The organism is Caballeronia sp. AZ10_KS36, assembly GCF_023631105.1.
Taxonomy (GTDB): domain Bacteria; phylum Pseudomonadota; class Gammaproteobacteria; order Burkholderiales; family Burkholderiaceae; genus Caballeronia.
This window is the reverse complement of record NZ_JALQDQ010000001.1, coordinates 365,947-386,810: the sequence shown is the minus strand read 5'-3', so window position 1 is coordinate 386,810 and position 20,864 is coordinate 365,947. Positions and strand designations below refer to the sequence as shown.

Genomic DNA, 20,864 nt, shown 5'->3' with positions numbered 1-20,864 from the left:
TCAGTCGGCGTCGTCGTCCGGCAGCCAGTCGATGTCGCCGCACAGCACGCAGCGCTTGCCGCCGGAGCGCGTCTCTACCGAGAGCGTGACGCACGGCATCGCCTCGTTGATCGACAGATAAGGCTTCGTCACATGCACGCGCTCGGGGTCGCCGAGCGCCGCGCGAAAGTACGGACGACGCAGCCAGTTCGCGCCCTGCGCATCGACGAGCGGCAGAAAGCGCGCTTCGTGCGCGGCGCGGTCGGCGCGCAGCACGACATTGCGACCCGACTGCCGGCCGTTCTGATCGAGCAGGAAGCAGCGGGCGGCGTGATCGAGCGCGAGGAAGTTCCAGCACACTTCGTCGAGCGGTTCGCCCGCCGCGAGCCGTTCCGCCGCGCGCTCGAACGCGCGCACGTAGGGCTGAAGCCGCGTCGCGACGCGCCGCTCGCGCGCTTCGGTCTGCAGGCGATACCGCTCCGTCAATTCGCCGATGATGTTCTGCGCATGCACGCCGTCCGCGAGCCCCGGATGCGGCCGCGCGAAGAAAAAGCCCTGCACGAAGTCCGCGCCGCTCGCGAGCGCGAGCTGCGCCTCGTGCTCGGTTTCGACGCCTTCGATCAGCACGAGCTTGCCCGCCTCGTGCAGCAGCGAGACGATGCCCGACAGCACCGCTTCCATGTTGCGCCGCTGCTTGCGCGTGCGCTCCGACAGCGGCGCATGCACGTTGTGGCCGGCGTGCGACAGCATCACGCGGTCGAGCTTGACGATATCCGGATCCAGTTGCCAGATCCGTTCGATGTTCGTATGTCCCGCGCCGAAGTCGTCGAGCGCGATCAAAAAGCCGTGCTCGCGGAACTGCTGCACCGCCTGCGCGAGACGCTCGATGTCCCCGGCGCTCTGCTCCAGCACTTCGAGCACGACGCGGCGCGGCTCGATATGCAGCCGCTTCAGATTGGCGAGCAGCGCAGCCGCGTGGTACGGCTCGGTCAGCGCGCCGGGATGCACGTTGAGGAACAGCCATTCGTTCTGCGCGCCGAGCATCTTGAAGTTTTCGAGATGCAGCGCCTGCGCGAGACGGTCGATCTGCAAGGCTTCGCCGACGCGCGACGCCTGCGCGAACACATCCACCGGCGGCACCGGGCGATCGAGCGCGTCGTGTGCGCGCAGCAGTCCTTCGTAGCCGACCGCGCGCATGTGCGACAGGCTGAACACCGGCTGAAAGACGCTCGAGAGCGTCCACTCGCCATGCTCGACCGAATAGCGGTCCAAACCCGACATCACGCCGAGTTCGAAGCTGCGCGCGGAGAGTGTCGTCTTTTCGGGATTGGCGATCACCATGTGGATGCCCCCGCGCGCGCGCCGCGCGCTTCCTGCTCCGGCCCCGCGCCGGTCCCGCCCGATACCGTTTTCATAAGAACCGCCCTCGATGATCTCGTCGGGAGTCTCGCGTCCCGTGGCAGTCGATAAAGCAAGGTCCATGCGCGGGAAGCCGCCGTGTTTGTCGGGCGTTCGCAGGCTTCGTGCACCGCGAGCGGGCGGCGCACGCATGCACGCGCACCGCGCAAGTGCGTCGCGCAGACATGCCGTGGACGAAGCGTCGGGCTACACTCTCGCGTCGTCTCGAAAATAAACGGACGCCCGCGCGTCCGTATCCGGCATGGAAATCGTCTTCACCGTTCTCATCCTGCTGATGATCGTGGCGCTATCCGGCGTCGGTCTCAGCCTGCTGCCGGTCAAGCTGCCGCTGCCGCTCATTCAGATCGCCATCGGCGCGATGCTCGCGTGGCCCGGCTTCCGGCTGCACGTCACGTTCGATCCCGAACTGTTCATGCTGCTGTTCATCCCGCCGCTGCTGTTCGCGGACGGCTGGCGCATTCCGAAACGCGAGCTGTATCTCGCGCGCCGCGCCGTTCTCATGCTGGCGCTCGGGCTCGTGTTCATCACCGTGGGCGCGCTCGGCTACTTCCTGCACTGGATGATTCCCGCGATGCCGCTTCCCGTCGCCTTCGCGCTCGCGGCCGTGCTGTCGCCGACCGATGCCGTCGCGCTCACGGGCATCGCCGGGCGCAACCGCATTCCGGCGAACCTCATGCATATTCTGGAAGGCGAAGCGTTGATGAACGACGCCTCGGGTCTCGTCGCGCTGAAGTTCGCGATCGCGGCCGCGCTGACCGGCGTGTTTTCGCTGCACGAGGCGGCCATCAGCTTCGTCGTGATCTCGGTGGGCGGGCTCGCGATCGGCGCGGCGATCAGCTGGATCGTGACCGAGATTCCGGCGCGCGTGCTCAAGTTTTCCGAAGACGACGACCCCGCCGCGGGCGTCATCCTCACCGTGCTGATTCCGTTCGCCGCCTATGTGATCTCGGAGCGCGCGGGCTGCTCGGGCATCCTCGCGGCCGTTTCCGCCGGAATGATGATGAACATCCAGAGCCTGCGCGCGACCATTCCGAGCGCCGTGCGCGTGCGCATGACGAGCACGTGGACGATGATCGAGTTCGTGTTCAACGGCATGGTGTTCATTCTGCTCGGCTTGCAGTTGCCGCACATCATCGGGCGCGCGTTGATCGAGGCGCATCAGGACGGCAACGCGCAAGTCGGCCTTCTGATCGGCTATGTGATCGCGACGGTGCTCGCGCTCTATGCGCTGCGCTTCGCGTGGGTGTATTGCCTGCGCTGGGTCGCGAGCCGCAGCGCGGCGAAGGTCGGCATCGAAAGCGCCGCGCCCGGCTTGCGGACGCTCGCGCTGACGACGATCGGCGGCGTGCGCGGCGCGGTGACGCTCGCGGGCGTGCTTTCGCTGCCGGTCACGCTCGATAACGGCGCGGCGCTCGCGGGGCGCGATCTGGCGATTTTCATCGCGTCGGCGGTGATTCTCGCGTCGCTCTTGATTGCGGTCGTCGGCTTGCCGGTGGTGCTGCGCGGCGCGAAGCGCGAGCGCAATCCGCATGCGGCCGAGGAGCGGCTGGCGCGTCAGCGCGCAGCGCAGGCGGCGATCCGCGCCATCGACGAAACGCACGCGCTGCTCACCGACGACATGGACGAGACGGCGTCCGCCCGCTGCGCGGATTCGACGGCGCGCGTGATGGACACGTATCGGCTACGGCTGGAATCGCTCGGCGACGAAGAAGCGCCGCGCGTGGCGGCGAGACGAAGTGAGATCGTGGAAACGCGGCTCAGAATGGCGGCGCTGCGGGCGGAGCGCGCGGAACTGCTGCGGCTGAGAACGGATCAGGCCATCAACGATGAGACGCTGAACAAGCTGATGCGGGAGATCGACCTTTCGGAGACGGCGATTGTGAATCGTAAGCGGGGGATGACGGCGTGAAGGGGGCGGCGTGGCCGCACCCCAGCAAACATCAAACCACACCCGCCCCGCGCCGCCGCAGAATCGCATAGAAAATGATCGCGCCGAACGTCGCCGTGCCGATGCCGCCGAGCGCGAACCCGCCGAGCTTCAGCGTGAAATCGCCTGCGCCGAGCACGAGCGTCACCGCCGCGACGATCAGATTGCGGTTATCCGAAAAGTCCACCTTGTTGACGACCCAGATGCGCGCGCCCGTCACCGCGATGAGCCCGAACACGACGATCGACACGCCTCCGAGCACCGGGCCGGGAATCGTCTGGATCAGCGCGCCGAACTTCGGCGAGAAGCCGAGCACGATGGCGAACAGCGCCGCGATCACGAACACGAGCGTCGAGTAGATCTTGGTGACCGCCATCACGCCGATGTTTTCCGCGTAGGTCGTCACGCCCGTGCCGCCGGCAAAGCCCGAGACGATGGTGGCGAGCCCGTCGCCGATGAACGCGCGGCCGATGTACTTGTCGAGGCTGCGTCCGGTCATCGCGCCGACCGCCTTGATGTGGCCGAGATTTTCCGCGACGAGAATGATCGCGATGGGCGCGAGCAGCGTCATGGCCTGCGGCTGGAAGACCGGCGCGGTGAAGTGCGGCAGGCCGAACCACGCGGCGTTCGAGACGATGCCGAAGTCGATCGGCTTGCCCATGCCCATGCCGTTGGTCAGCACCGCGTAGATGATGTACGCAATCGCGAGGCCGATCAGAATCAACAGGCGCTGCGCCATGCCGCGCGCAAAGACCGCGACGCCGCCGACGCACAGCACGGTGACGAGCGCCATCCACGAATCGAAGTTGCTGCCGCTCACGCCTTTCACGGCGATAGGCGCGAGATTCAGCCCGATCACGCAGACGATCGAGCCGGTGACGACGGGCGGCATCAGCGCCTCGATCCAGCGCGTGCCGACTGCCGCGACGATCGCGCCGATCACCGCATACGCCACGCCGCACGCGATGATGCCGCCGAGCGCGACCGGAATGTTTGGGTTAGCGCCGTGCCCGCTGTAGCCCGTGACCGCGATCACGAGCCCGATGAACGCGAAGCTGGAGCCGAGATAGCTCGGCACGCGTCCGCCGACGAGCACGAAGAACAGCAGCGTGCCGATGCCCGACATGAAGATGCAGAGATTCGGATCGAAGCCCATGAGGAGCGGCGCGAGCACGGTGGAGCCGAACATCGCGACGACGTGCTGAATGCCCATCGCGATCATTTGCGGCCAGGGCAGGCGCTCGTCAGGCCCGACGACGCGCCCGCCTTCGGCATTCGGCTGCTCGGGCCAGCGCGGGAAATAGGAATCGGACATGGGCAGCTCTCCTTCTCGGCGATGATGCGCCGGCCACGCGGCGCGCTTGATTCTTCGGACAGGCGCGAGTGTACGGAGTGGGCTGGACCGAGGCAAGCGAGCCGAAAATCGGTGTTGCTTATGCGATGTTGGGCGCGGTTTCGCGGAGGTTGGGCTTGCGTGGCGTTGTCGCGTGGTGTTGCGGGCGTGGTCGCCGGATGTTATTCCGACCGGCATTTGCGCGCCGGCAGCGGCCTTCGAACGCCGTTTCAAGCGGCGTTCGCTCAATGCGACGACGCGCGCACCGGCATCAGCCTGTGGGCGAATGCGGATCTTTCCGCGCGCCTACAGGCGACGTTGCGTGCGGGATCTGCGAACGCTGCTTCAAGCGGCGTTCCCGTGATGCGACGACGCGCGAACCAGGACCGGCCCGCGGGCCGTCGGTGCGCCCGCCGCCGTCTTCTTACGCGCGCCCTTCCAGCTCGAACACCGCCACCGCGCCCTTCAACTGCTCGGCCTGATCCGCCATTGCGCCGGCCGCCGCCGCGGCCTGCTCGACGAGCGCCGCATTCTGCTGCGTCACCTGATCCATCTGCGCGACCGCGCGATTCACCTGCTCGATGCCCGCGCTCTGCTCGTGCGACGCCGCCGAAATCTGCGCCATGATGCCCGTCACGCGCTGCACGGCTTCCGTGACTTCCGCCATCGTCGCGCCGGCGCGCTCGGCGATCGCCGCGCCGCTGTCCACGCGCGCCGTCGACGCTTCGATCAGTTCCTTGATCTCCTTCGCCGACATCGCGCTGCGCTGCGCGAGCGAGCGCACTTCGCCCGCCACGACCGCGAAACCGCGCCCTTCCTCGCCCGCCCGCGCCGCTTCGACGGCTGCGTTCAACGCGAGAATGTTCGTCTGGAAAGCGATGCCTTCGATCACCGCGATGATGTCCGTCATGCGCTTGCTGCCCGCCGCCAGTTCGCGCATGTTGTCGACCACTTCGCCGACCAGTTCGCTGCCGCGCGCCGACACGTCCGACGCGCCGCGCGCGAGCGTGGTGGCTTCGTCGGCATTGGTCGCGTTCTGGCGCACGGTCGCGGTGAGCTGCTCCATGCTCGACGCGGTTTCTTCCAGCGACGCCGCCTGTTCCTCGGTGCGCTGCGAGAGGTCGGTGTTGCCCTGCGCGATCTCGCGCGATGCGAACAGAATCGACTCGCTCGCGTGACGAATGCCGCCGACGATTTCCGAGAGCTTGCTGCTCATGTTGCCGAGGCTGTGCAGCATGCTGCTTTCGTCGCCGGGACGCGTCTCGACGCGCGCCGTCAGATCGCCCTGCGCGATGCGATTGGCGATCTGCGCCGCATACGCCGGCTCGCCGCCGAGCTGCGCGGCAAGACGCCGGCCGATCACCACCGCGAGCACCGCGCCCGCCGCCATCGCACCCAGAACGAGCGCAAGCAGCACGACGCGCATGGTCTCGTACTCCGCGGCCGCGCTCGCGCGCGCCGCCGTCGCACGCGCACGCTTGTACTCGACGAGCCGCTCCAGCACGTCGCGCGCCTTTTCGCTCGCCGCAATCGCGCGTGCAATCAGTCCCATCTGATCGACGTCGACGGGCATGGGCTTCACGCCCATCTGCATCTGCACGATCTCTTCCCACGCGCCGACCGACTGGCTCGCGGCGTCGTAGAGCGCCGAGCCTTGCGGCGTGGAGAGCGTCGGGCGCATGCGCTCGAACGCGCGATGCATTGCGGCGAGCGATTCGCCCATATCGTGTTTGAGCTTCTGCTTGCCGGCGTCGTCGGCGAAGGTGAGGTTGGCGGCGTCGAGGTCCGTGTTGACCTTGTGCTTGTTGATTTCCTCGGCCCAGTAGAGGCCGTCCATGTGACGGTCGCCGATCTCCTCGACGAGGCTATGCATCTTGGCAAGCGACACCACACCCGTTCCGCCCACGCACGCCGTGAACAGAATCACGACCGCGAACGACAACAACAGCTTGCTCAGGACCGACAGGCGGTCAAACCCTTTCATCGATGTCTCCGTATGTCGCGAGCGGACACGTCGAACGCAGCGGACGCGCTCGCATTCGGTGGCCGGCTCCCTTCCGCGCCCCGCAGACGACGCCCGCGGACAGCGCTTTTCGCCGGTGCAATGCCGGCGTTGCGCAATACATGTCACGCACAAGCAGGCTTTACGGCGTTCGCGACGCGTTCTTGAGTGCGGTATACCGGCTATATGACGGAAACGTCGCCGCGCATGGCGGCATGGAAGACGCCTCTCTTGTTGCTAACAAGCAGGCGATTAGGAGACTTCCTACTTTTCGGATTTATCGTATATAAGGGCGGGATGCCGCCACGTATGCTGCGTTCGTGCATATCCCCATGTATATGCACGAAGTCGTTGCAACTCTCCGATTACCGCCCTCGTTCCCCGGCTTGGGCGGTTCTTTTTTGGTTCGCCGTTCTCTTGCGTGGCAGCGGTCGCTTACTGGCGCACCGGCTTCTTGGCCAGCTTGCGCTGCAACGTGCGCCGGTGCATGTTGAGCGCGCGCGCCGTCGCCGAGATATTGCCGTTGTTCTCCGCCAGCGCCCGCTGGATATGCTCCCACTCCAGCCGCGCCACCGAAAGCAGCGTCGGGTGCTCGATCGCTTCCTCGGCCGTCTGCTCGCTCGCCTCTTCCTGAAGCGCCAGCAGAATCGATTCGACGTTCGCCGGCTTCGCCAGATAGTTGTCCGCGCCGTCTTTCACCGCTTGCACGGCCGTCGCGATGCTCGCGTAGCCGGTCAGCACGAGAATGCGCGCATCCGGTTGCAGGTCGCGCAACGGGGCGACGAGGCGCAGCCCGGAATCGTTGCCAAGATGCAAGTCCACCGTGATCTGACCGAACTTGTGCTGGTTCGCGAGCTTCACGGCTTCGTCCGCGTTGTGCGCCTGATGCGCCGTGTAGCCGCGACGCGCCAGCCCGCGGGCCAGAATGCCCGAGAAGACTTCGTCGTCGTCGATGATCAGGAAGTTGTTATCGCTCATGGTTCATTTCTCCTTGTATCTCTTGGCCGAGCGCGTTCACGCCGCGCCGCTTGATGCCGTTCGCGCCGTCGCGACCGGCGCCGCCGCCGCGCCCCGGTTCGGCACCCTGAGCACGGCACGCGTGCCGTGCGGCTCGGCCTCCAACAGTTCGATGGAACCGTTGAGCCGCGCCGCCGCCGCGAACGCCAGATATAAGCCGACGCCGTGGCCGCCCTGCGTGCTGTCGACAGGACCCGCGCCGAGCGACGCGCGCAGCGCGGGCGGAATGCCCGGGCCGCGATCGCACACTTCGAAGCGCACGTACAGCGCGCCCACTTCCGTTTCCGCCACGGCTTGGAGCGTCACGAACTCGCTGCTCGCGCGCGCGGCGTTGTCGAGCAGGATCGTGAGAATCTGGCCGACGGCGACCGCGTCGTCGATTGACGCGGTCGCCGGCGCTTCGCCGACTTGCTCGAACTTCACTTGCGGATGCCGCAGCCGCCATTGCTCGATGAAACTCGCGAGCCATTCGTCGAGCGGCTGCCGGTTGGACGGCCCGCTCGCCCGGCTGCGCAGCCGCGCGAGCGCCGACGTGCAGAGCGCCATCTGCTGTTCGAGCAGTTCGAAGTCGTCCGCGTACGGCGCGAGGTTGCGGTCGTGCGCGGCGGCATCGCGCAATTCTTCGGAGAGCATGGCAATGGTGGACAGCGGCGTGCCCATTTCATGCGCGACGGTCGCCGCCTGCACGCCGAGCGCGACCGCGCGTTCATCGCGCAGATGACGCTGCTGCGCGTCGGCGAGCGCGGCATCGCGCAGGCGCAGGGCCCGCGACATGCGCGCGACGAACCAGCCGATCAAGCCGACGCTCACCATGAAGTTGACCCACAGGCCGAGGCGGAAATAATCGAAAAGATTCGCCGGATTCTCGATATTGAGCGGCACGTAGTTGTAGCTGAGAAGCGCGTAACACGCGACGGCGAAGAGCGCGAGACACGCCATCATGTGCCACGGGAGAATGGCGGCGGCAATGGCAAGCGACGGCAGATACAGCGTGACGAACGGATTGGTCGCGCCGCCCGACAAGAAGAGCAGGGCCGACAGCGCGCCGAGATCGACGCACATCTGCCCGAAGAGTTCGAGATTCGTCTCGGGCCGCGCCCGCGCGACGCGCAGCCACGTCAGCCCGTTGAAGACCATCTCCAGCGCGATCACGAGCAGCATGGCCGGCAGCGGCAGATTCGCGCCGAGCCAAATCTGCACGACGGCGATGGTCGTCAACTGGCCGATGATCGCGAGCGAACGGAGCCAGAACAGATGGCCGAGGTTGACGCGACCGGTATTGGTTATGCGATGCATGTGCCTTCGAGTGCGCGCCGGCAGCAACAGCGCGCCGGCAAGTCGTGGTTCATGCGGCATTATCCCGCTTGCGCGCGCCGCCGAACCGCCGATGGCGCGATTTGTCGCACCCCGCGCGGCATGTGCTCTGCTAACCCGAAATGCCGGCCTTTTCTATTTCCGCGAGCAGGCACGCCCGGCACAGACACGCTTCGCCCGCGCGCAGGCGCTCGGCCGGCAACGCGGGCAGCGACGCGCACCAGCAGACGGCATCGCCCGAAAGCGAGCCGCATCGGAACGTCGCGCCGCAGCGGGTGCAGACGGCGCGCGGCGCGGGCGGTATAAGCGGTGGCTTCGTCATGATGACGCGTGCGTGACAGCGAAATATGAACGATGATCGCACGTTGCCGGCCGTGCCGGAAAACGCGGGCGGCGTCGCGGCAAAACGTCATATCGCCCCGCATCGGTCCTGTACAATTCCGCCTGTTTAACGCTCTTCGCCTCGACTGCCGCCATGTCCGACCTTCCCGACCTCACGCAGATCGCGCCCACCCTGAAAGCTGAAATCCTGGCCGAGGCGCTGCCCTATATCCGTCAATATCACGGCAAAACGGTCGTGATCAAATACGGCGGCAATGCCATGACCGAAGAGCGCCTGAAGCAAGGCTTCGCGCGCGACGTGATTCTGCTGAAACTCGTCGGCATCAACCCGGTGATCGTCCACGGCGGCGGCCCGCAGATCGACCAGGCGCTGAAGAAAATCGGCAAGCAGGGCACGTTCATCCAAGGCATGCGCGTCACCGACGAAGAGACGATGGAAGTCGTCGAATGGGTGCTCGGCGGCGAAGTGCAGCAGGACATCGTCACGCTCATCAATCACTTCGGCGGCCACGCGGTCGGTCTCACCGGCAAGGACGGCGGCCTCATCCACGCGCGCAAGCTGATGATGCCGGACCGCGACAATCCGGGGCAGTTCATCGATATCGGTCAAGTGGGCGAAGTCGAAGCCATCAATCCGGCTGTCGTGAAGGCGCTTCAGGACGACGCGTTCATTCCCGTCATTTCGCCCATCGGCTTCGGCGAGGACGGCCTCTCGTACAACATCAACGCGGATCTGGTCGCGGGCAAGCTGGCGGTCGTGCTGAACGCCGAAAAGCTCGTCATGATGACCAACATTCCCGGCGTGATGGACAAGGAAGGCAATCTGCTCACGGACCTTTCGGCGCGCGAGATCGACGCCCTTTTCGCCGACGGCACCATCTCGGGCGGCATGCTGCCGAAAATCTCGTCGGCGCTGGATGCCGCGAAGAGCGGCGTGCGCTCGGTGCATATCATTGACGGGCGCATCGAGCATTCGGTGCTGCTCGAAATCCTGACCGAACAGCCGTTCGGCACGATGATCCGCTCGCATTGAGCCCCGCTCATTTCATGACGACGCCCGCCTCCGCGCGGGCGTTTCTTTTCGCGCAATGAATTCGCAACCTACTTCCCGCCGCCGCCGCGTCGAGCCGCGCGTCCCGGTCTGGCTCTTCGATCTCGACAACACGCTGCATCACGCGTCGCATCAGATTTTCCCGGCCATCAATCGCGCGATGACGCAGTACATCATGGACCGGCTCGGCGTCGATGTGGACGAGGCGAACCGGCTGCGCGTCGGCTATACGGTGCGATACGGCGCGACGCTCGTCGGGCTCGTGAAGCATCACGGCGTCGATCCGGCCGACTTTCTGCACGTCGTCCACACGTTCGCCGATCTTCCGTCGATGCTGCGCGCCGAGCGCGGCATCGGCCGCATGCTGCGTGCGCTGCCGGGCCGCAAGATCGTGCTGACCAACGCGCCGTCCGTCTATGCGCGGGCCGTGCTCGCGGAACTCGGCATCGAGCGGCTATTCGAGCGCGTGATCGCCATCGAAGACATGCGCGAAGGCGACCGCTGGCGCTCGAAGCCGGACGCGCCGATGCTTCGCCGTGCGATGCGGCGCGCGCGCGTGCGTCTCGCCGATGCGATCCTCGTCGAAGACACGCGCGGGCATCTGAAGAGCTATCGGCGGCTCGGCATCCGGACCGTGTGGATCGTCGGGCATCTGCCGGCCGCGCGCACGTCGGCGGGCGCGGTGTCGGCGCGCTTGCCGGGCGCGGGCAGGCCGCATTACGTGGATCGCACCGTGCGGTCGTTGCGCGCGCTGACGCTCGGCCTGCGCGGCGGCGCGCTCAGTCGCCCGGCGGCTAGATCCTGAAGAGACGCCGCGCGAGAATATCTTCGAGGTCCGAACGCATATCGACGACGAGATGCACGTAGATCGTATCGTCGTCGACCTTGTAGATGATTCGGTTCGTCCCGCTAACGACTTCGTAATACCCCGTCATGCGAAAGTCGACGAGTTCCGGCGGCGTCGCGCCCTTGCGCGGCGAAGCCTCGATGTCCGCGACGGCATCCGCTATCTTGTCGCGCGTCGCTTTCCATGCGGTGCCGCCGAACTTGTTGATCACGTAACGCCGGAAGTCCTGTAGGTCTTGTCGAACGGGATCGAGAAAGACGGTCTTCATTTGAGGCCCTCTTCCTTGTCGAGCCGCTCGATCTCGGCGAAAAAATCGCCCGCGCTGATGCAATGTCCCGCCTCGATATACTTTTGCCCCATCGCCAGAATCTTGAGCAGCGCGACGGTCTGATGCAGGTCCTCGTAGGACTGAACGTCCTGCACGACGACCTTCGCTTCCCCGTTCTGCGTAATGAGCATCGGCTCGCGGCTCTCCACGACGTTGCGGATCATCTCGGCTGCGCGGCTCTTCAAATGACTCAGCGGTCTGACGCGACTCGGTTTCATGTCGATTCCCGGCAAGGCGCGATGCCTAGACAATATAGACAGAAAACGACGCGCCACCCAAGCCGGCGACCGCCGTCACGATTAGCGGCTTTATTACGTTTTCCGCTATACTTCACCGCTTGACAGAATTGAACACGCGCCGATTTGCTGACTCGATTGCGGGCGCGCGAACCAGGGCATCGGCATTGCTCCGGTTCACTATAAATGCGGCTAAAGAGGTCGTCAGCCGCGCCTATCTTCCGCTTCTCAGCGCCCAGCCGACACCGTTTAGCCGCCCAGTAAAGGCGGAATGAATGGAATCCATCGGCATCGTCACTCCCCAAACTCTGCGTTTTTCCGAGCCGCTCGTGCTTCAGAGCGGCAGCTCGCTCGGCGACTACGATCTCGTCGTCGAAACGTACGGTGAACTCAACGCCGCGCGCTCGAACGCGGTGCTCGTCTGCCATGCGCTCAACGCGTCGCATCACGTCGCGGGCGTGTACGCCGACAATCCGAAGGACGTCGGCTGGTGGGACAACATGGTCGGACCGGGCAAGCCGCTCGATACCAATCGCTTCTTCGTGATCGGCGTGAACAATTTCGGCTCGTGCTTCGGCTCGACCGGGCCGATGAGCATCGACCGCGCGACCGGCAAGCCGTACGGCGCGCGCTTTCCCGTGGTGACGGTGGAAGACTGGGTGCATGCGCAGGCGCGCGTGGCGGACCGCTTCGGCATCGAGCGATTCGCAGCCGTGATGGGCGGCAGTCTCGGCGGCATGCAGGCGCTCGCGTGGAGCCTCATGTACCCGGAGCGGCTCGGGCATTGCATCGTAATCGCGTCGACGCCGAAGCTCTCAGCGCAGAACATCGCGTTCAACGAAACCGCGCGCTCCGCGATTCTCTCCGATCCCGACTTCCACGGCGGCGACTATTATGCGCACGGCGTGAAGCCGCGCCGGGGCCTGCGCGTCGCGCGCATGATCGGCCATATCACGTATCTCTCGGACGACGACATGGCCGTGAAATTCGGCCGCGCGCTGCGGCGTGCCGAAGGCGCGCTCGACGCGTACAACTTCAACTTCGACGTGGAGTTCGAGGTGGAGTCGTATCTGCGCTATCAGGCGGACAAGTTCGCCGAATACTTCGACGCCAACACGTACCTGCTCATCACGCGCGCGCTCGATTATTTCGATCCCGCCAAGGCCTACGACGGCGACCTCACGCAGGCGCTCGCCCGCACGAAGGCGAAGTATCTGATCGCGAGCTTCACGACGGACTGGCGTTTTGCGCCGGCGCGTTCCCGCGAGATCGTGAAGGCGCTGCTCGACAACAAGCGCACCGTGAGTTACGCCGAAATCGACGCGCCGCACGGCCACGACGCCTTCCTGCTCGACGACGCGCGCTATCACAACCTGATGCGCGCCTACTACGAACGCATTGCCACGGAGATCGGCGCATGAACCAGAACACGCTTGATTCGCTCGCGCTGCGCTCGGACTTCCGGGCGATCGCGCGCTGGGTCGAACCGCGCTCGACCGTGCTCGATCTCGGCTGCGGCGACGGGTCGCTGCTCTCGCTGCTCGCGGAAGAGCTGGAAGTGAACGGCTACGGCATCGAGATCAACGACGCCGGCGTGCTCGCCTGCGCGCAGAAGGGCGTGAACGTGATCCAGCAGAATCTCGAAGACGGCCTGCGCCTCTTCGAAGACGACAGCTTCGATTTCGCGATCCTCTCGCAGACGCTGCAGACCATTCACCAGACCGCCGCGATCCTGCGCGAGACGGTGCGCGTGGGGCGGGAGTGCATCGTGTCGTTTCCGAACTTCGGGTATTGGCCGCACCGGCTTTCGGTCATTCAAGGGCGCATGCCGGTGTCGAAGTCGCTGCCGTATCAATGGCATAACACGCCGAACGTGCGCGTGCTGACCATAAAGGACTTCGAGGCGCTCGCGCCGGAAGTGGGCATCGAGATTCTGGACCGCGTGGTGCTGCACGGTGGGCAGTCCATCCGTTGGGGCGCGAACTGGCGTGGTAGTCTTGCGGTCTATCGCGTGAAGCGCCGGTGATGCGACCCGGCGCATCAAGCATCGACAACGCTTTTCCAACATCGACATGCCCGACACGCCACACGAGGCGCCCGCTCTAACTGCTCACGAAGAACATCCCCGCTGGCACGCGTTTCTCAACGCGCGCATCCTGATTTGCGTGTTTCTCGGCTTCACGTCGGGATTGCCGCTTTTCACGCTGCTGAGTCTGTTGCAGGCGTGGCTCACGAAAGAGCACATCGACGTCAAGCAGATCGGTCTGTTCGCGCTGCTCGGGCTGCCTTATACGTGGAAATTCGTCTGGGCGCCGTTGATGGACCGCTACGTGCCGCGCCTGCCGTTCTGGCGGCCGGGGCGGCGGCGCGGCTGGATGCTGGTCACGCAAGTGCTCGTGACGCTGGCCATCGGCGCATTCGGCTTCGTTTCGCCGCGTGAGGACATCTGGACGGTGGCCGCCATCGCCGGTCTGCTCGCATTGTTCAGCGCGAGCCAGGATATCGCCATCGACGCTTACCGGCGCGAACTGCTCGCGGACACCGAACAGGGGCTCGGCAACGCGGTCCACGTGAACGCGTACAAAGTGGCGGGGCTCGTGCCGGGATCGCTCGCGCTGATTCTCGCCGGCTTCCTGCCGTGGAAGACGGTCTTCATCGTGACGGCCTTGTTCATGTTGCCGGGCATCGTCACCACGTTCGTCGTGAAGGAACCGGCCGTTCACGGCACGCCGCCGAAAAGTCTGCGCGATGCGGTCATCGAGCCGTTCCACGAATTCGTCACACGCGACGGCTGGCGCTCCGCGCTTCTCGTGCTCGGCTTCATCTTTCTCTACAAGCTCGGCGACACCATGGCGACCGCGCTCGCCACCAAGTTCTTCCTCGACCTCGGCTTCACCACAATGCAGCTCGGCGTGATCGCGAAGACGGTCGCGTTCTGGACGAGCCTCGCGGGCGGCATCATCGGCGGCGTGTTTCTGGTGAAGATCGGCATTGCGCGCGGGCTGTGGATCTTCGGCGTCTTGCAGATCGTCGCGACATTCGGCTTCGCGTGGCTCGCGAAGATCGGTCCGTCGCCGGTCGCGCTCGCGGTGCTGTACGGCTTCGAGACATTCGCCACCGGGCTCACGCTCGCCACGTTCACCGCGTACATCGCGAGCACCACCGACCCGCGCTACACCGCGACGCAATTCGCGCTTTTCACTAGCCTGGCGGCGGTGCCGCGCACGGTCGTGTCCGCGCTGAGCGGCTTTATCGTCGCGCGGACGGGCTGGTTCGAATACTTCCTCGTCTGCATCGCGCTCTCGATTCCGGGCATGTTACTGTTGCCGATAATCGCGCCCTGGAGACCAAAACGATGACGGTGCGCATATCGACTCACCGTGCGGGCCGCGTGCTCGCGCGGACGCTTGTCTGCGCCCTCGCTTGCGCCTCGCTCGCATCGACGTGCGCCCATGCGCAGGACGAAGAGCGCGTTCCCGCGCCCTATACCGCGCCGAACAACCAGATCCGCTTCGGCAACACCGCGCTCTTTCGCAATCTCATTCCGCCCGCGGCGCTCGAACAGCAATCGGCCGACGCCTACGCTGCGATCATCCACGAGGCCGAGCGCAACAAGCGGCTGCTGACGAACGACAACGCGCTGGTGAAGCGCGTGCGCGACATCGCGCATCATGAGATTCCGTTCGCGCTCAAGTGGAACGACCGCTCGAAAAACTGGAAGTGGGAAATCAACGTCGTGCGGTCGAACGAGGCCCGCATGTACTGTCTGCCGGGTGGGAAGATCGTCGTGTATAGCGGCTTGATCGAGAAGCTGCACCTGAACGACAACGAAATCGGCATGATGTTGGGCCACGAGATCGCCCACGCGCTGCGCGAGCACGCCCGCGAGCGGCTCGGCCGGCAGCAGGCCGAGCAACTGACCGCAGGAACGATGCCGCAGCTCTTCGGCTTCGCGGATGTCGGCTCGACGCCGCTTGGCATCGGCGATCAACTGCTCGCCATGCGCTATTCGCCCGCCGACGAGACCGAAGCCGACGTGATCGGCAGCGAGATTGCCTCTCGCGCGGGCTACGATCCGCGCGCCGCCGTCACGCTGTGGAACAAGATCGATACCGCCACGCGTCGCGAGGACAATGGTTTCGTCTGGATGCATCCGTACGGGCCGGACCGCAAGCAGGATCTGGAGAAACGCATGCCCGACATGATGCCGCTCTATGCGAAAGCCATCGGCAAGAGTATCGATGCGTTGCCGAACTACGCGGGCATGGGGCGGTTCAAGAAGAGCGGGCGGTAGTCACTTCCGGCCGACCTTCCAGTCGTAGTCGATCGTCAGCGGCGCGTGGTCGCTGAACTTGATGTCGCGGAAGATCGAGGTGCTCTTCGCGGTCGCGGCAACCTCTTTGGTCGCGATCTGATAGTCGATGCGCCACCCGACGTTCTTCGCGTACGCCTGACCGCGATTGCTCCACCACGTGTATTGCTCGGGCCGCTGGTCGAGCGTGCGGAACACGTCGACATAGCCGACTTCATCGAACAGCTTCGTGAGCCACGCGCGTTCCTCCGGCAGGCAGCCGGAGTTCTTCTGATTGCTCTTCCAGTTCTTGATGTCGATTTCCTTGTGCACGATGTTCACGTCGCCGCACAGAATGACTTCGCGCTCTTTCGAAAGCTCGGCGAGATGCGGCATGAATTCGTCCATGAAGCGGTACTTCGCCTGCTGACGCTCATCGCCGCTCGATCCCGACGGCACATACACCGACACCACCGAAAGCCTGCCGAAGCGCGCTTCCACGTAGCGCCCTTCGGGATCGAACTCCTCGCTGCCGAAACCGATGATCACGTCGTCCGGCTCGTGACGCGTATAGACGCCCGCGCCGCTGTAGCCCTTCTTGACCGCGTGCTGGAAGTAGCCCTGAAAGCCGTGCGGCGCGAGAAACTCGGGCGTCAGGTCGTCCTGCGAGCACTTGATTTCCTGCACGCAGACCACATCGGCTGCCTGCTCGCCGAACCAGTCGAAGAAGCCTTTCTTGGCAGCCGAACGAATGCCGTTCAGATTGGCGGTGATCACGCGAAACATACGCTTCCTTTCTTCTGAGTTTGAATTACTCGACCTTCACGCCCGTGAGCGATTCCTTCGCCGGCGGGAATTCGAGCTTCATGCCCTGCAACGTGCGCAAGACGAGCTCGGCGACCATCACGTTCCGATGCGTCTTCGAATCGCCCGGAATGATGTACCACGGCGCGTAGTCCGTCGACGTCGCACCGAGCGCCACCGAATACGCCTGCTGATAGTCGTCCCACAGCTTGCGGGCCTCGAGGTCCGAGACGTCGAACTTCCAGTGCTTCGTCGGATCATCGATACGCGCCTGCAGCCGCTTGCGCTGCTCGTCCTTCGAGATATGCAGAAAGCATTTGACGATGGTCGTGCCCGCATCCGCGAGCAGCGCCTCGAATTCGCGGATATGACGATAGCGGCGCTCGCATTCGTCGTCGTCGATTTGCTTCAGCACGCGCGGCACGAGCACGTCTTCGTAGTGGCTGCGGTTGAAGATCGCGAGCTCGCCCGCCATCGGCGCTTGCGCGTGAACGCGCCACAGGAAGTCGTGCGCCAGCTCGCGCTCGGTCGGCGCGCGAAACGGCACGATGCGCAGGCCGAGCGGATCGACGTCCTGAAACACGCCGCGCACGGTGCCGTCCTTTCCGCTCGTGTCCATGCCTTGCAGCACGAGCAGCACGCGCTCTCGGCGCTGTGCGTGCAGCTTCTCCTGCAACTCGTTCAGCTGCGCGCCGATTTCAGCGAGGCGCGCACGGTCGTCGTCTTTCGCGCCTGTCGAGAACGGCTTGGCAGACGGATCGACTGAACCGATGTCGAACGCCTTGAGCTTTTTTCCGCCGTCGAAGAACGGAACGCGATAGTCGTCCAGGTCGGATTTCTTGGCCATGTTTTTTTCCGCGTCAGCAATGAAAAACGGGCCGCTGCACAGATCAACCGGCAACAGCCCGTGAGTCTTACGCTCCTGAATCAGCAGACCAGGCGCGACATGCGCCGCCGACTCAGCCCAGCTTTTTCTTCAGCAATTCATTGACCTGCTGCGGATTGGCCTTGCCCTTGGTCGCCTTCATGGCCTGGCCGATCAGCGCGTTGAACGCCTTCTCCTTGCCCGCGCGGAATTCGTCGACGGACTTCTGATTCGCGGCGAGCACTTCGTCGATGATCGCTTCCAGCGCGCCGGTGTCCGAGATCTGCTTCAGCCCTTTCGCCTCGATGATGCGGTCGGCCGCGGCTTCATCGGTGGCCTTCTCTTCCCAGATCGACTGGAAGATGTCCTTCGCGATCTTGTTCGAGATGGTGCCGTCCGCGATGCGTTGCAGCACCAGCGCGAGCTGCGCCGCCGACACCGGCGACTGAGCGATATCCAGCGATTCGCGATTGAGCTGCGCGGAGACGTCGCCCATGAGCCAGTTTGCGGCGATCTTCGCCTGCGCCGCGCCCGCCTTCTCGACGACCGCCTCGAAGTACGCGGCCATCGCCTTGGACGACGTGAGCACGCCGGCGTCATAGGACGTCAGGCCGTACGTATCGACGAAGCGCTTCTGCATGTCCGCCGGCAGCTCAGGCATCTCGTCACGCACGCGCGCCACCCAGCTTTCCTCGATCACGAGGGGCATCAGATCGGGATCAGGAAAATAGCGGTAGTCGTGCGCGTCTTCCTTGCTGCGCATGGAGCGCGTTTCGCGTTTGTCCGGATCGTACAGACGCGTTTCCTGCACGACGGTGCCGCCATCTTCGATCAGTTCGATCTGACGGCGCACTTCGCACTGAATGGCTTCTTCGAGGAAGCGGAACGAGTTCAGGTTCTTGATCTCGGCGCGCGTGCCGAACTCCTTCTGGCCGACCGGACGCACGGACACATTCGCATCGCAGCGGAACGAGCCTTCCTGCATGTTGCCGTCGCAGATGCCGAGCCACACGACGAGACCGTGCAGCGCCTTCGCATACGCGACCGCTTCGGCGGCGCTGCGCATTTCCGGCTCCGTGACGATTTCGAGCAGCGGCGTGCCCGCGCGGTTCAGGTCGATGCCCGTCATGCCCGCGAAGTCTTCGTGCAGCGACTTGCCGGCGTCTTCTTCCAGATGCGCGCGCGTCAGGTTGACGGTCTTTTCGTACGCTTCCTTGCCGGCCTTTTCATTGGCGGGCACGTGGATGGTGATCTGTCCGCCCTGCACGACCGGGATCTCGTACTGGCTGATCTGATAGCCCTTCGGCAGATCCGGATAGAAGTAGTTCTTGCGCGCGAAGATGCTTCGCGGCGCAATGTGCGCGCCGATGGCGAGCCCGAAGCGGATCGCGCGCTCGACGGCGCCGCGGTTCATGACCGGCAGCACGCCCGGCAACGCGAGATCCACGGGACTTGCCTGCGTGTTCGGCGCGGCGCCGAACTGCGTGGGCGCGCCCGAGAAAATCTTGGAGACGGTGGAAAGCTGCGCGTGCGTTTCCAGACCGATAACGACTTCCCACTGCATGTTCACACTCCCGATGCCGATGGTGCCTTGCGGTGCCAGTCGGTCGCGCGCTGGAACGCGTCGGCGACCTGGAGCATCCGGGCTTCGTTGAAATAGTTGCCGACGATCTGCAGACCGACCGGCCGATTCGCATTCGCGCCCGCGCCGAAGCCGCACGGCACGCTCATGCCCGGCAGGCCCGCGAGGCTCACGGAGAGCGTGTAGATGTCGGCGAGGTACATCTGCACGGGATCGTCGGCCTTCTCGCCGAGATTCCACGCCACCGACGGCGCGACCGGTCCCATGATGACGTCGCACTGCTTGAACGCTTCCTGGAAATCCCGCGCGATGATGCGGCGAATCTTCTGCGCCTGCAGGTAGTACGCGTCGTAATAGCCGTGCGACAACACGTACGTGCCGACCAGAATCCGGCGCTTCACTTCCGGCCCGAAGCCTTCGGCGCGCGACTTCTTGTACATGTCGAGCAGGTCGCGGTACTCGGCCGCGCGGTGCCCGTAGCGCACGCCGTCGAAGCGCGACAGATTGGACGACGCTTCCGCCGGCGCGATGATGTAGTACACGGGAATCGAAAGCTCGGTCTTCGGCAGCGAGACTTCGACGAGCGTCGCCCCGAGGGCTTCGTATTGCTTGAGCGCAGCGTCGATGGCGGCGCGCACGTCGTCGGCCAAGCCCGCGCCGAAGTACTCCTTCGGCATGCCGATGCGCAGACCTTTCAAAGGCTTTTCGGCATCTTCCGTCCAGTTCTTGCCGAGATAGCGCGTGTAATCCTCGTTCTCGCGTTGCAGGCTCGTGGAGTCGCGCTCGTCGAAACCGCCCATCGCGTTAAGAAGCAGCGCGCAGTCGGCGGCGGTTTGCGCCATCGGTCCGCCCTGATCGAGCGACGACGCGAACGCGATCATCCCGTAACGCGACACGCGGCCGTACGTCGGCTTGATGCCGGTGATGCCGGTGAACGACGCAGGCTGGCGGATGGACCCGCCCGTGTCGGTGCCGGTCGCGGCGGGCGCGAGGCGCGCGGCGACGGCCGCTGCCGACCCGCCCGACGATCCGCCCGGCACGGCCGTCGGGTCCCACGGGTTCTTCACCGCGCCGAAGTACGAGTTCTCGTTGGACGAGCCCATGGCGAACTCGTCCATGTTCGTCTTGCCGAGACACACCATGCCGGCGCGCTTCAGGCGCTCGACGACGGTGGCATCGAACGGGCTCGCGTAGTTCTCCAGCATGTGGGAACCCGCCGTCGACGCCCAGCCGCGCGTGACGAACACGTCCTTATGCGCGATGGGCAGCCCGGCGAGCGGACCGGCATTGCCCTGCGCGATGAGCGCGTCGGCGGCTTTCGCCTGTTCCAGCGTGAGCTCCGGATTCACGCCGATGAACGCGTTCAGCTCCTTCGCGGCTTCGATGCGTTGCAGGTACGACTGCGCCAGCTCGACGGCGGAGATCGCCTTCGAGTCGAGCGCGGCGCGCAGTTCGGTCAAGCTTTTCTGATGCATTGCAGTTCCCTGATGAGCGCGGCGCGTCACGCCGCGCGCGAGATCGTTGTTC

19 protein-coding genes are annotated in these 20,864 nt (G+C 65.0%); 7 read left to right on the top strand and 12 right to left on the bottom strand.

The genetic code is table 11. The features are described 5' to 3' along the window. Window positions 1-1,320: a sensor domain-containing phosphodiesterase gene (locus NCR35_RS01810; RefSeq protein WP_244849180.1), complete on the bottom strand. Its 1,320-nt coding sequence runs from the start codon at window positions 1,318-1,320 to the stop codon at window positions 1-3. A 319-nt stretch (window positions 1,321-1,639) separates the two neighbouring features. On the opposite strand from NCR35_RS01810, the gene NCR35_RS01805 reads away from it, so the two are divergent. Further along, the gene (locus NCR35_RS01805) at window positions 1,640-3,307 is read left to right on the top strand and encodes a Na+/H+ antiporter (RefSeq protein WP_250532791.1); all 1,668 of its coding nucleotides are present in this window, start codon (window positions 1,640-1,642) and stop codon (window positions 3,305-3,307) included. A gap of 31 nt (window positions 3,308-3,338) precedes the next feature. On the opposite strand, the gene NCR35_RS01800 is transcribed toward NCR35_RS01805, so the two are convergent. The 5 genes from NCR35_RS01800 to NCR35_RS01780 all read right to left on the bottom strand — a co-directional run bounded on the left by NCR35_RS01800 (window position 3,339) and on the right by NCR35_RS01780 (window position 9,313). Beyond that, window positions 3,339-4,640, bottom strand: coding sequence for a solute carrier family 23 protein (locus NCR35_RS01800; protein WP_175938951.1), 1,302 nt, complete (start codon window positions 4,638-4,640; stop codon window positions 3,339-3,341). A gap of 442 nt (window positions 4,641-5,082) precedes the next feature. After that, entirely contained in the window at window positions 5,083-6,642 is a 1,560-nt protein-coding gene (locus NCR35_RS01795) for a methyl-accepting chemotaxis protein (RefSeq protein WP_250532790.1), read from the bottom strand. 453 nt (window positions 6,643-7,095) lie between these two features. After that, window positions 7,096-7,638: a response regulator transcription factor gene (locus NCR35_RS01790; RefSeq protein ID WP_159837606.1), complete on the bottom strand. Its 543-nt coding sequence runs from the start codon at window positions 7,636-7,638 to the stop codon at window positions 7,096-7,098. A 36-nt stretch (window positions 7,639-7,674) separates the two neighbouring features. After that, window positions 7,675-8,973, bottom strand: coding sequence for an ATP-binding protein (locus NCR35_RS01785; RefSeq protein WP_250532789.1), 1,299 nt, complete (start codon window positions 8,971-8,973; stop codon window positions 7,675-7,677). A 130-nt stretch (window positions 8,974-9,103) separates the two neighbouring features. Next, window positions 9,104-9,313 (bottom strand): cysteine-rich CWC family protein, encoded by a 210-nt coding sequence (locus NCR35_RS01780; protein WP_250532788.1) that lies wholly within the window; start codon window positions 9,311-9,313, stop codon window positions 9,104-9,106. A gap of 153 nt (window positions 9,314-9,466) precedes the next feature. Between NCR35_RS01780 and argB the strand changes: the two genes are divergently transcribed. After that, window positions 9,467-10,366 (top strand): acetylglutamate kinase, encoded by a 900-nt coding sequence (argB, locus tag NCR35_RS01775; protein ID WP_159837600.1) that lies wholly within the window; start codon window positions 9,467-9,469, stop codon window positions 10,364-10,366. 55 nt (window positions 10,367-10,421) lie between these two features. Beyond that, entirely contained in the window at window positions 10,422-11,189 is a 768-nt protein-coding gene (locus NCR35_RS01770) for a pyrimidine 5'-nucleotidase (RefSeq protein ID WP_250532787.1), read from the top strand. Here NCR35_RS01770 and NCR35_RS01765 read toward each other — a convergent pair. Both NCR35_RS01765 and NCR35_RS01760 read right to left on the bottom strand, forming a co-directional pair. After that, window positions 11,179-11,499, bottom strand: a complete 321-nt coding sequence (locus NCR35_RS01765; RefSeq protein WP_175938941.1) for a type II toxin-antitoxin system RelE/ParE family toxin — start codon at window positions 11,497-11,499, stop codon at window positions 11,179-11,181. The genes NCR35_RS01770 and NCR35_RS01765 overlap by 11 nt on opposite strands. Further along, entirely contained in the window at window positions 11,496-11,777 is a 282-nt protein-coding gene (locus tag NCR35_RS01760; protein ID WP_175938940.1) for a type II toxin-antitoxin system Phd/YefM family antitoxin, read from the bottom strand. Before NCR35_RS01760 ends, NCR35_RS01765 begins: the two co-directional genes overlap by 4 nt. Window positions 11,778-12,070: 293 nt before the next feature. Between NCR35_RS01760 and metX the strand changes: the two genes are divergently transcribed. Genes metX through NCR35_RS01740 form a run of 4 tightly spaced genes read left to right on the top strand, consistent with a single transcriptional unit; the run spans window position 12,071 to window position 16,089 of the window. Continuing rightward, window positions 12,071-13,216: a homoserine O-succinyltransferase MetX gene (gene metX / locus NCR35_RS01755; protein WP_250532786.1), complete on the top strand. Its 1,146-nt coding sequence runs from the start codon at window positions 12,071-12,073 to the stop codon at window positions 13,214-13,216. Beyond that, on the top strand, window positions 13,213-13,821 hold the full coding sequence (gene metW, locus NCR35_RS01750) for a methionine biosynthesis protein MetW (RefSeq protein ID WP_244847650.1): 609 nt from the start codon (window positions 13,213-13,215) through the stop codon (window positions 13,819-13,821). The genes metX and metW overlap by 4 nt, the downstream gene beginning before the upstream one ends. A 46-nt stretch (window positions 13,822-13,867) precedes the next feature. After that, the gene (locus tag NCR35_RS01745) at window positions 13,868-15,154 is read left to right on the top strand and encodes an AmpG family muropeptide MFS transporter (protein WP_244847649.1); all 1,287 of its coding nucleotides are present in this window, start codon (window positions 13,868-13,870) and stop codon (window positions 15,152-15,154) included. Continuing rightward, entirely contained in the window at window positions 15,151-16,089 is a 939-nt protein-coding gene (locus tag NCR35_RS01740; RefSeq protein WP_250532785.1) for a M48 family metallopeptidase, read from the top strand. Before NCR35_RS01745 ends, NCR35_RS01740 begins: the two co-directional genes overlap by 4 nt. On the opposite strand, the gene NCR35_RS01735 is transcribed toward NCR35_RS01740, so the two are convergent. The 4 genes from NCR35_RS01735 to gatA form a co-directional block, all read right to left on the bottom strand. Further along, complete coding sequence (locus NCR35_RS01735; RefSeq protein ID WP_250532784.1) at window positions 16,090-16,872, bottom strand: exodeoxyribonuclease III; 783 nt, start codon at window positions 16,870-16,872, stop codon at window positions 16,090-16,092. A 25-nt stretch (window positions 16,873-16,897) separates the two neighbouring features. Further along, the gene (locus NCR35_RS01730; RefSeq protein WP_250532783.1) at window positions 16,898-17,737 is read right to left on the bottom strand and encodes a PPK2 family polyphosphate kinase; all 840 of its coding nucleotides are present in this window, start codon (window positions 17,735-17,737) and stop codon (window positions 16,898-16,900) included. A gap of 112 nt (window positions 17,738-17,849) precedes the next feature. Further along, window positions 17,850-19,319, bottom strand: a complete 1,470-nt coding sequence (gene gatB, locus NCR35_RS01725; protein ID WP_250532782.1) for an Asp-tRNA(Asn)/Glu-tRNA(Gln) amidotransferase subunit GatB — start codon at window positions 19,317-19,319, stop codon at window positions 17,850-17,852. Window positions 19,320-19,321: 2 nt separating this feature from the next. Next, on the bottom strand, window positions 19,322-20,812 hold the full coding sequence (gene gatA, locus NCR35_RS01720) for an Asp-tRNA(Asn)/Glu-tRNA(Gln) amidotransferase subunit GatA (protein WP_250532781.1): 1,491 nt from the start codon (window positions 20,810-20,812) through the stop codon (window positions 19,322-19,324). Window positions 20,813-20,864: the final 52 nt, after the last annotated feature.

What these genes read in the sequence shown, in the direction of transcription:
- NCR35_RS01810 (WP_244849180.1), bottom strand. Translation starts at nt 1,320, where the DNA reads ATGGTGATCGCCAATCCCGAAAAGACGACACTCTCCGCGCGCAGCTTC.
- NCR35_RS01805 (WP_250532791.1), top strand. Translation starts at nt 1,640, where the DNA reads ATGGAAATCGTCTTCACCGTTCTCATCCTGCTGATGATCGTGGCGCTA.
- NCR35_RS01800 (WP_175938951.1), bottom strand. Translation starts at nt 4,640, where the DNA reads ATGTCCGATTCCTATTTCCCGCGCTGGCCCGAGCAGCCGAATGCCGAA.
- NCR35_RS01795 (WP_250532790.1), bottom strand. Translation starts at nt 6,642, where the DNA reads ATGAAAGGGTTTGACCGCCTGTCGGTCCTGAGCAAGCTGTTGTTGTCG.
- NCR35_RS01790 (WP_159837606.1), bottom strand. Translation starts at nt 7,638, where the DNA reads ATGAGCGATAACAACTTCCTGATCATCGACGACGACGAAGTCTTCTCG.
- NCR35_RS01785 (WP_250532789.1), bottom strand. Translation starts at nt 8,973, where the DNA reads ATGCATCGCATAACCAATACCGGTCGCGTCAACCTCGGCCATCTGTTC.
- NCR35_RS01780 (WP_250532788.1), bottom strand. Translation starts at nt 9,313, where the DNA reads ATGACGAAGCCACCGCTTATACCGCCCGCGCCGCGCGCCGTCTGCACC.
- argB (WP_159837600.1), top strand. Translation starts at nt 9,467, where the DNA reads ATGTCCGACCTTCCCGACCTCACGCAGATCGCGCCCACCCTGAAAGCT.
- NCR35_RS01770 (WP_250532787.1), top strand. Translation starts at nt 10,422, where the DNA reads ATGAATTCGCAACCTACTTCCCGCCGCCGCCGCGTCGAGCCGCGCGTC.
- NCR35_RS01765 (WP_175938941.1), bottom strand. Translation starts at nt 11,499, where the DNA reads ATGAAGACCGTCTTTCTCGATCCCGTTCGACAAGACCTACAGGACTTC.
- NCR35_RS01760 (WP_175938940.1), bottom strand. Translation starts at nt 11,777, where the DNA reads ATGAAACCGAGTCGCGTCAGACCGCTGAGTCATTTGAAGAGCCGCGCA.
- metX (WP_250532786.1), top strand. Translation starts at nt 12,071, where the DNA reads ATGGAATCCATCGGCATCGTCACTCCCCAAACTCTGCGTTTTTCCGAG.
- metW (WP_244847650.1), top strand. Translation starts at nt 13,213, where the DNA reads ATGAACCAGAACACGCTTGATTCGCTCGCGCTGCGCTCGGACTTCCGG.
- NCR35_RS01745 (WP_244847649.1), top strand. Translation starts at nt 13,868, where the DNA reads ATGCCCGACACGCCACACGAGGCGCCCGCTCTAACTGCTCACGAAGAA.
- NCR35_RS01740 (WP_250532785.1), top strand. Translation starts at nt 15,151, where the DNA reads ATGACGGTGCGCATATCGACTCACCGTGCGGGCCGCGTGCTCGCGCGG.
- NCR35_RS01735 (WP_250532784.1), bottom strand. Translation starts at nt 16,872, where the DNA reads ATGTTTCGCGTGATCACCGCCAATCTGAACGGCATTCGTTCGGCTGCC.
- NCR35_RS01730 (WP_250532783.1), bottom strand. Translation starts at nt 17,737, where the DNA reads ATGGCCAAGAAATCCGACCTGGACGACTATCGCGTTCCGTTCTTCGAC.
- gatB (WP_250532782.1), bottom strand. Translation starts at nt 19,319, where the DNA reads ATGCAGTGGGAAGTCGTTATCGGTCTGGAAACGCACGCGCAGCTTTCC.
- gatA (WP_250532781.1), bottom strand. Translation starts at nt 20,812, where the DNA reads ATGCATCAGAAAAGCTTGACCGAACTGCGCGCCGCGCTCGACTCGAAG.